This window comes from Virgibacillus sp. AGTR, assembly GCF_016919725.2.
Lineage (GTDB): Bacteria > Bacillota > Bacilli > Bacillales > Amphibacillaceae > Virgibacillus > Virgibacillus salarius.
Map to the genome: position 1 here is coordinate 1 of NZ_JAJERH010000186.1, position 486 is coordinate 486.

1 pseudogene is annotated in these 486 nt (G+C 40.9%); it reads left to right on the top strand.

The features are described 5' to 3' along the window. Positions 1-90 precede the first annotated feature (90 nt). Positions 91-486, top strand: a pseudogene (locus JUJ52_RS23165) (IS4 family transposase); the annotation flags it as partial.

The following is a 486-nucleotide window of genomic DNA, read 5'->3' on the forward strand; positions in this document are numbered from 1 at the left end:
CACATGCCCATCAAGCTAAGACAAGTTACTACCCCCAAAACGGAAAAAGCGCTATCCTTTTAGTAATATATGGAAAAGGATGGTGTTTTTATGTGTTGCGAGACTTCGGATGAATTGACTCTCTTTTCACAGGAACTACAACGATCTTTGTCTCCTCAAGTTCTTCAACAGTTAGCCAAGGAAGTCGGTTTTGTTCAAAGGACGAGCAAGTATCAAGCCAAAGATTTAGTTGCGCTATGCGCGTGGTTAAGCCAAAAAGTAGCGAGTACTTCCCTAACGCAGCTATCTAGTTGTTTAGAATCCTCAACGGGAGTTTTGATGAGTCCTGAAGGGCTCAATCAACGATTTAATTCTTCTGCTGTTCAACTTTTACGTCGCGTATTCACTTCCTTGCTAACTCATAAACTATTTACCTCTCAGACTCTTCCCTATCGTTATGCTTCTCATTTTCATCGTATACGAATCTTGGATTCTACGACCTTTCAA